Source organism: Aminiphilus sp. (assembly GCF_029975095.1).
Lineage (GTDB): Bacteria > Synergistota > Synergistia > Synergistales > Aminiphilaceae > Aminiphilus.
This window is the reverse complement of the sequence record NZ_JARKPW010000240.1, coordinates 1-8,637: the sequence shown is the minus strand read 5'-3', so window position 1 is coordinate 8,637 and position 8,637 is coordinate 1. Positions and strand designations below refer to the sequence as shown.

8 protein-coding genes are annotated in these 8,637 nt (G+C 60.8%); 6 read left to right on the top strand and 2 right to left on the bottom strand.

The features are described from left to right. The 6 genes from Q1K49_RS14730 to Q1K49_RS14705 form a co-directional block, all read left to right on the top strand. Nucleotides 1-895: hypothetical protein (locus tag Q1K49_RS14730; protein WP_300526723.1), on the top strand; the 895-nt coding region annotated here is incomplete at its 5' end. A 35-nt stretch (nucleotides 896-930) separates the two neighbouring features. After that, a complete protein-coding gene (locus Q1K49_RS14725) occupies nucleotides 931-1,350 on the top strand; it encodes a hypothetical protein (protein WP_300526722.1) in 420 nt (139 codons plus the stop codon). Between the two features lie 225 nt (nucleotides 1,351-1,575). Further along, on the top strand, nucleotides 1,576-2,757 hold the full coding sequence (locus tag Q1K49_RS14720) for a hypothetical protein (protein ID WP_300526721.1): 1,182 nt from the start codon (nucleotides 1,576-1,578) through the stop codon (nucleotides 2,755-2,757). A 49-nt stretch (nucleotides 2,758-2,806) separates the two neighbouring features. Beyond that, nucleotides 2,807-3,289, top strand: a complete 483-nt coding sequence (locus Q1K49_RS14715) for a hypothetical protein (RefSeq protein ID WP_300526720.1) — start codon at nucleotides 2,807-2,809, stop codon at nucleotides 3,287-3,289. Then, nucleotides 3,286-4,968, top strand: coding sequence for a hypothetical protein (locus Q1K49_RS14710; RefSeq protein ID WP_300526719.1), 1,683 nt, complete (start codon nucleotides 3,286-3,288; stop codon nucleotides 4,966-4,968). Before Q1K49_RS14715 ends, Q1K49_RS14710 begins: the two co-directional genes overlap by 4 nt. A 1-nt stretch (nucleotide 4,969) precedes the next feature. Further along, on the top strand, nucleotides 4,970-5,923 hold the full coding sequence (locus Q1K49_RS14705) for a D-alanine--D-alanine ligase (RefSeq protein ID WP_300526718.1): 954 nt from the start codon (nucleotides 4,970-4,972) through the stop codon (nucleotides 5,921-5,923). Here the strand turns inward: Q1K49_RS14705 and Q1K49_RS14700 are convergent. Both Q1K49_RS14700 and greA read right to left on the bottom strand, forming a co-directional pair. Then, nucleotides 5,907-7,190 (bottom strand): ArsB/NhaD family transporter, encoded by a 1,284-nt coding sequence (locus Q1K49_RS14700; RefSeq protein WP_300526717.1) that lies wholly within the window; start codon nucleotides 7,188-7,190, stop codon nucleotides 5,907-5,909. The genes Q1K49_RS14705 and Q1K49_RS14700 overlap by 17 nt on opposite strands. Before the next feature lie 173 nt (nucleotides 7,191-7,363). Beyond that, complete coding sequence (gene greA / locus Q1K49_RS14695) at nucleotides 7,364-7,858, bottom strand: transcription elongation factor GreA (RefSeq protein ID WP_300526716.1); 495 nt, start codon at nucleotides 7,856-7,858, stop codon at nucleotides 7,364-7,366. Nucleotides 7,859-8,637: the final 779 nt, after the last annotated feature.

Sequence of the window (8,637 nt, the reverse complement as noted above, 5' to 3'; positions counted from 1 at the left end):
GGAGACGATTCTGCTCGGCAGCGTCCAGACGGGAGGACTCGTCTCCCGCCTCGGCAAGGTGGAACAGGATCTCTTCGGCAGGGAACTGCCGGGAAGCATTGCGGAACGGCAGCAGGCTCTTCTCGATTTCATTCAGAAGGGGAGCGGCGGCCAACCCTCGTTCCTGTTCAAACTCGGAGTCGCCGAGTGGGCGGTGACCCAGAGGGCCGAGCCCCTTCTTCCGGCGTCGGAGCGGATTCGGATGCTGGAGGAACATCTGGAAGGCTCGGCCCAGGAGGATCGCCCGCTTGCCATGCGCCTTGAGCGGGTCATCCAGATGTTGCTTGGCGACGGGATTCTCTGGGAGGAGACGAAGGTTCCCGCCGGAACGGTCATGAAGGTGGAATTGGGCGAGACGCTTTCTCCGAAACTGGCGAAGCCCGGAGATGTGGTACAGGTCCACCTCGCCAGGGATCTCGTGGTGAATTCCCGCCTCATCGCACCAAAGGGGAGTGTCGTGAAAGCCAGTGTGGCGGACGTGAAACCGCCTCGAAGCTTCGGGAGATCCTCGGAAGTGAAAGTCGGATTTGACGTGTTGCTTCCTCTCGGACCGACACCTCTGCCTGTGGCCATCGGAGAGTCCGCAAAGAAGGCCGCCGAAGGAGACAAGGCTGTCATGGCCGCGGCGGGAGCGAGTTTCCTCGGACTCGTCGTGCTCGGTCCCGTCGGACTGGCGGGGGGATTTTTCGTACGGGGCGATGATCGGGATGTTCCCGAGGGGACGCAGTTCTACGTGGAGGCGCGAGAAGAGTCCCGCGTGCAGGCCTTTCCGGTTCCTCAGGGCCTGCAGGGTCTGCTCAAGGAAGGCGAGGGAGACGCTTCCTCGCCGGACGTGACGCCCACGGCCACGCAGTGAGGAAAGGAACAAGAACCGAAAGGAGGAATGCGGTCATGAAGAAATTTCTGGGACTGCTGCTCGTGTTGGGTACGGTGATGACGGGAAGCGCCGCGTCCGCCATCGACCTGGGGCCGCTTTTGGGAGTCGTCGGCGGGGGTCTCCTCGTGGATGCCGTGGCGGGGCCCCTCAATGATTTCATCAACACCATCACTTTCAACAAGGGAGTCGGGGCGAAAGAGTCCACCAAGGTGGTTCCCATCGTCTCCGTGGGATCCGGGACGCGCATCGGCGCGGCCCAGGTTTCGGGTCCGAAGAACACCGTGGACAAGACGAAGGCCGTCGCCCAGATCGAGGCATCGTTTCAGGGTGTGCGCATCAAGATCCTCGTTCCCATCGATGCCCTGAATCCTCTGGATCGTTTCCGCAGAGTCCAGGGTGTGGGTGTGTCGGCAATCATCGATCTGAAGCTGTAGTAGTTCGTCATGGCGCTTTCGTTTCGTCCGAAGAAGGACGGGGCGGGTTACCCCTTCGGGATCCCCCCCCGTCCCCGAACGTCGTTCAAGGCTCTTCCGTCCTGCCGGAGGGTTGTTTTTGCCGTTTTTTTCTTCTGCTGTTTCCTCGGGTTCCTTTTGCCTGCCGCGCCGCTTTTTGCCGGAATGACGGGTTTCGAGGAGGCGACCACGGAGCGCCGGGAGGCGTTGCGTGAAGTCACGTCCATTCTGGAACGGCACACGGCATTTCGGTGGGGAGAGGATTGCCTTATCTGGGTGGTGCACTATCCGGAGGAACTTGTGGACCCCTGGGTGCGGTTGGAGGCGGCAAAGCGGGGTTTCTCCGCCGCGGATGCCGCCACCTACAAGCAATCCTTTCTCCGGGATCTGCGTATGGGTGATTCCGAACCCGTTCTCCTCACCGTCTATCAGTTCGGCGGATCACCGCTCTCTCTGGCGCCTCTTTCGGAACACCTCGCTCTCGTGAACGACAGGGGAGAGCGTTTCACCCCCTCCTCCTACGACGATTCCTTCGACGGAGCGCTCTCCGGCGTCGTGCAAGGGTTGGTTTTTTTCCCGAGGCAGGAAGGAACGTTTACGCTCTCTCTTTCCGGTGTGGCCGGAGAGGAGCAGGTTTTTGCCTTTTCGGGAATGTCTCCGACAAACGAATCGGTTGCCGCGTCGTCCGACATCCCCGCCGAAACCGTGGTGGTCACTCTGGGCGAGGACACCGGGGGAGGCAAGACCGGAAAGGATGCACCGCAGGGCGCGGTGACGGTGGCTGCAAATTCCTCTGTGCCGAAGAAAGAGGAGGGGAAAAAAACGCCCCTGCCGCAGCCGAAAAAACCTGAAGAGGACATTCCGCCTCCGCCGCCCTTTCTCGTCATGCCCAGCGCGCCTGTTCCCATTCAGGGGGGAACGGCGACGGCCGTGCCGCCACAGGGCACGCCTGCGCCTTCCGGAGAGGTGGCCTTGGATGAGTTTCTCTCTTCGGACGAGGTGATCTCTGAGATATCGCTTCCCGTGGCTTCCGGAGAACAACCCCTCGAAGAGGCCGTTCCGACGACGGGAGCTCCCGAGCGGCTCATCCGACTCTCCCGACAGCAGACGGTGGAGAAATTTCTCCAGGGATGGGTCGCCGGGGATGTGGATGCCATGTACGAGCTGCTCACGAAGGACATGAGAGTGTTGTACACCCGTGATGCCTTCGGGAAACGCGTGCTCGAAGGAAGTTTTCGCTGGGCGCTCAAGGAGGGATACGTCCTCTCCTGGCCCAACGAGACGGTGGTGAAGGTCAGTGCCGCCCAGAAACTGTTGGTCATGCGGGTGCTGAGGAGCGAGGTCCTTCGTCTTGTGGAAGAACAGGGCATCTGGCGGATTTCCTGGTAGACTGCTCGCGTTGCTTGTGCTCGCGGGGGTTGCCGGGCTGGTTTTCTTGATGAAACGGGACGTGAGCCTCCTGGAGGAGTTCATGAAAACCCGGGGGCCGGCTCCGGAATTGCCGGTTACGTTGGAGCGGGTCTCCATTTCGCGGAAAGTGGAGGAAAATCTCTGGACTGTCCGGACCCCGAGGCTGGAACGCATGGGCGAGCGGGTACGGGCGGTTTCCCTGGAAGTGGAACTCGTCGACGAGGAACAACGCCGGTATGTCATGGTTGCGGAGACGGGAATGTTTGACGAGGAATTCGGCGACGTCGTCCTCGAACGGGTTCGGGGCGAGGTGGAGTTTTCTTCGGGGGGCCTGCGCTTTGCTGCTCCGAAAGGGGCATGGAATCGGGGGGACGGGAGACTTGTCTTTCCCGAAGGTGTCTTCGCGGAAGAGGACGAAAAGACGACGCTTCGTGCCGGCTCCGGATGGATTCTTCCCGGCGGAAGCGTTTTCCTGAGCGGGGATGTGGTTGTGGAATGGGAGGAGCCATGAGGGAAGTTCGTTCGGTATCATCGTTCCCGGTGCTGTTGTTCGTCCTGTTTTTTCTCCAGGCGTTCCTCCTCCCGGCTTTCGGCGAGGAACCCGCGCCCCAGGTTGTGGTGGATGCCGACCGTGTTACCTATGACGAGGCGGGCTACACCGCTCTCGCCGAGGGGAACGTACGCCTCCGCTACGGCGAGTTTCGCCTTCAGGCTCCCCATGTCGAAATGGACACGCGCACGCAGATGCTCAGGGCCTCCGCAGCGCCGGGGGAACTGGTGACCTTGAATTGGCGGGGCCGCCGCCTTTCGGGAGAGCGGGCGGAGTTCAACCTGGTCACTCAGGAAGGAGTGGTGCGCAACGCTTCGGGACAGGTGGACGCGCTTCTTTTCAAAGGAAAGGAGCTTGAGGTGCTTCCCTTCGAGACGGCGGTACGGACGAACCGCATCAGTGCCCGGCAGGCCCGGGGTGGCGACCGGGACGGAGACGTGGCGTTCTGGGAAGGCGCGACCATCACCACCTGCACGGAGGAGCGTCCGCATTACCGGCTGGAAGCGACGAATCTTGTCGTCGTCCCCGGAAAGCGAGTCGTGGCGAAAAGCCCCAAGGTCTACATCGGCGAGTTTCTTCTGTTTCGTTATCCCTTTGACTACGTAGTTCGTTTGGACACAAAACAGCGGGCACTTCAGACGTCCTTCTTTCCTTCCCTGAGTTACGAGAGAGACCGCGGGGTCGGAGTGGGATTCTCCGGGCCTGTCACCTGGCCTGGAGGGAGTCTCACCCTCGGGCTTATGTACTGGAAGGACTCGGAGTTCGAGGGGTGGGGGAAGTTCGAGCAGGAACTGAGCGACACCGTGCGTCTCTTCGGAGAGACCGAGTATTCCTACGAGAAGGAATCGGACGAAAAGACCTGGCGCCCCTCCTGGGGATTTCGTGTTCTCTCCGGAGGGTGGAGCGGCACGATGAGCTGGAAACAGCGGGAGGCCGTGGAGATCGAAAAACAACTCGGCAAGACCTACCGGGGAACGCTGGAGCGCGATCCTGAATTCACCCTGGTCGGCCCCTGGTGGTCCGATGGAGCGAGCGGAGGATGGTGGCGTCTCCACGGCACCTGGGGCACCTACGAGGAAGAGGGGCTTCGGGCCGAACGCCGCGGCGCGGGAGTGGAACTTTACGGCGAGGGTTCGGGGACGAATCTCGTGCCCTTCTGGAAAGCCAAGTACATGCACTATCTCTACGACAGGGAGAGTGCCGGAGGTGACGACACCCAGACTGTTACCGAGGCGGCGCTGGGGTTCGAATGGCCTCTTTCGAGTCTGCAGATGCGCACCACCTACTTCCGGCGCTGGGTGTCCGGCGGTTCTCCCATGCAGTGGGATGCGGAGGAGGAAGCGGAGGAGCTTTACCAGAAAATCACCATTCCCCTCGGGAACGGATGGAAATTCGCCGCCCGGGGCGGGTACGATCTCAACGCGTCGGAACTGCAGGAGATTGCCTATTGGGTGACCTATACCCTTGATTGCATGGAATGGGAGCTGTTGGTACGGGACGATCTCCGGAACGGCGACGACTGGGCGGGCCTGCGCATCACCATCCTTGCGTTTCCGGACACGCCTCTCGGGGTGGGACAGAAGGAGATCGACGACAGAGGGAGCCGCCCCAAAGATCTCCCCGGAGGATCCGGAAACTGACATGCCTGCAGACGTGGAAAAGATTCTCGTCGTCTGCGGCGGCGACAGCCCCGAGCGGGACGTTTCCCTCAGGAGTGGCGCGGCGGTGTGCCAGGCTCTTGCGGAGGACGGATGGCCCTCGGAACTCCTGACGCTGCAAACCCCGAAGGACGTTTTGCCCTTTCTGCAGAAGGGCACGGCGGTGTTCGTCGCGCTTCACGGAGGATGGGGCGAGGACGGGCGTTTTCAGGCGCTTCTGGAGATGGCGGGCGTTCCTTACACGGGGAGCGGCCCCGAAGGATGTATGCGTGCCATGGACAAGGTGGTGAGCAAGCTCCTCTTTCGACAATACGGTATTCCCACAGCGGCGTTCACGCTTCTGCATTCCGGAGAAGCACACTCAGGGGCGGCCCTGTGCGCTCTCGCCCGCCGCGTGGCGGAAGGCGAAGTCCTTGTCGTCAAACCCTCCGATGCTGGAAGCACCGTGGGAGTCACCATCGTCCGGAAAGAAGAGGAACTGGGGGACGCGGTCCGAGAGGCGGAACGTTTCGGCGGGACGGTGCTCGTGGAGGACTACATTCCAGGAAAGGAACTCACGGTGACGGTGTGGGACGATGGAAGCGGCCCGTCGGCACTGCCCGTCGTCGAGATTTGTCCTAAAGGTCCTTTCTACACCTACGAGGCGAAATATACCCCCTTTTCCAGCGAATATCTCGTCCCCGCGCCGCTCGACGAGAAGACCGCCGACAAGGTTCGGCGCGTCGCCGTGGAAGCCCATCGGGCTACGCGGTGCGAGATCTACAGCCGGGTGGATCTTCGCCTCGATCCTCAAGGAAGCCCGTGGGTTCTCGAGGTGAACGCCGTTCCGGGGATGACCGCCACAAGCCTTGTCCCCAAGGCTGCGGCGGCGTTCGGATGGAGTTTTCCCGAGCTGGCAGGACGTATTCTGCGGGCCTCCCTCAGGACGCGAGGATGAAATAGCGGAGATAGAGATAGAGTGTGGAGGAGAGCAGCGTGGCTCCCGTGACAAGGCTTCCGATGCGGAGAAAGCGGAGGAAAGAGAGCCTGATGCCGCCCTTCTCCGCGATTCCTGCCAGGACCAGATTCGCCGATGCGCCCACCAGCGTTCCGTTTCCCCCCAGACAGGCCCCCAAAGCGAGTGCCCACCAGAGAGGTTCCGCGTTCATGGACGAGAGGGACGCCACATCCCGCACGAGGGGAATCATGGCCGCCGTGTAAGGGACATTGTCCACCAGGGCGGAGAGAATTCCCGAGCACCACAGGAGGAGTCCGGCGAACAGTTCGGGGCGGTTGCCGACGGTGTCCACGAGATGCGTTGCGGCGATCTCGATGATCCCCAGGTGTTCGATGGTTCCCACGAGCATGAAGAGCGTGGAGAAAAAGAGAATGGTGACCCAGTCCACTTCCTGAAGGGCCTTTTCCACCGGGACAGGACAGAGCAGAAGTCCCGCCGTGGCTCCTGCGATGGCGATGGTCGCGGCCTCGAATCCAAGCGTGCCGTGGAGTGTGAACGCCGCAAGCACTCCAGCGAGGACGGCGAGAATTCGTGTGGTTCCCTTTTTATCCAGCGGCTTTCCGCCTCTCTGGAAGCGCAGGAGAAGTTCCTCGGTTCTGTGCGAGGGAACCAGATCCTTCCGGAAGAGCAGGTACAACAGGCCGTACATGACGCACAGCGCCAGCAACGCCGCCGGCCCCAGGTGCAGGAGGAACTTGTTGAAGGAGAGACCGGCGGCGGATCCGATGAGGATGTTGGGTGGATCGCCGATGAGCGTCGCCGTTCCGCCGATGTTGGAGGCGAAGATCTCTCCGAAGATGAACGGTTCCGGGTCGAGGTCCAGGGTCTCGCACACGGCGAGGGCCACGGGGCCGATGAGGAGCACTGTAGTGACGTTGTCGAGGAGAGCGGAGATGAGTGCCGTGAGGGATGTCAGCGCCACGAGGAGCCTCCAGGGATGCCCCTTGCTCAGTGTGATGGCGGTGATGGCGGTACGCTGGACGAGCCCTGTTTCCTTGACGATCCCCACGAGGATCATCATGCCGACGAGCAGGCCGATGGTATTGAAATCAATGAAGCGAAAGGCGTCTTCCTGGGTGACCAACCGGAGAAGGAGCACTCCCGAAAGTCCCGCCATCGCCGCTTTCAGCCGATGCATCTTTTCGCTGACGATGAGCGCGAAGGCCGCGACGAAGATGATCCCTGCAAGCCACTGTTGTCCGTTCATGATGCATGCCCCTCCTGGAATGCCGAGACGAAGCCAAGAAAAAAGCGGCAGAGGTGGCGTTGCCACCCTGCCGTCCGAATTCCCCTCTCGGGTATTTCTCCCCCCGTTCCACGGAAAAAAACCGAAAGGTATTTCCCGTCGGAGAAAAATCTACCCGCTACGTGTTGGTGTGTTTACTGGACGCAGATGTCCACGATCTTCAGCTTGCGGATTCCCTTGGGAACGCGTACCAGCACTTCCTGGCCGACCTCCTGCCCCATGAGAGCCTGACCGACGGGGCTTGCGGCGGAGATGCGGTTTTTCTTCGGGTCGGATTCCTCGGAGCCCACGATGGTGTAGACGAAGTCCTTCCGCGAGTCCAGATCCCTTATCGTGATGGTCGTTCCCAGAGTGACTTTGCTGGTGTCCACATCGGCGGCTTCGACGATACGCACCCGGCTGAGGCGTGACTCGAGCCACTGAATGCGCGTCTCAAGCTGTCCCTGTTCTTCCTTTGCTGCATGGTACTCCGCGTTTTCGCTCAGATCACCGAAACCGCGTGCTTCCTCAAGCTTCCGGGCCACTTCGGCCCGTCCATCCGTCCGCAACTGAATGAGTTCCTGCTTGAGCTGTTCGTAGCCCTCCCGCGTCATGGGGACCTGATCGTCTGCCGTGCGCAGTTGCGACATGTCTCTCAACCTCCTGTCCCGTCTTCGCTTCGAGTGCGTCGCCGGGCGGCTCAAAAGCGGGACACCTCGACGTGTGTCCCGCTGCTGACGGCACATTGTAGCAAAGATGATCTCCGAGGGCAATCTCTTCTGTGAGGAATTTTCTCGATGTCACGGAAAAAGAAGGCGAAGAAGAATCCGTTACTCCGGGAAAACGCGGGGGGATAGGGCATGGGGCATGGTTTCCGTGTTTTTCAGAGGGAGGGTGCTCTGAGGGAATGGGGGCTCCTCCCTTCTGAGAGCTGTTTGGTTTGCCGACGAGGGAATCGGTGCCGTACAAACGGGACAATAAAAGGAGTTTCCCGGAAAAAGTATGGAAATCGTGCGCTCCTTTCTTGACAGGTCGTCTCTGGAGGCGTATAGTCTCCCCCAATATTTCCTGATTATCCTGTCGCGATGAAAGGGAAGGCCTGTCCGAGATGTGCGGAGGACAGAGAGAAGAGTCCTTGGGCTGAAAGACTCTTCACTTCGCAGGAAAAGGTCACCGCCCTGGAGCGTGCGTTGAAAACCTTGAATCCGAGAGGGTCAAGACGCAGGGGAGCGCCCCTTATCGCGCTGTGAGATGCCGTTTTTTGGAGTGCGTTTTTTCGGAGGCGTGCTTCATGCGAAAAGCGGAAGTGAAGTGGAACCGCGGGACTCCCGTCTTCATATGAAGAAGGGAGTCTTTTTGTGTTGTGCGGATCAGGGAGGTGTTTCCATTGGGTGGAGTGCTTCATCGGTATGGGAGGAATCTGGGCCTT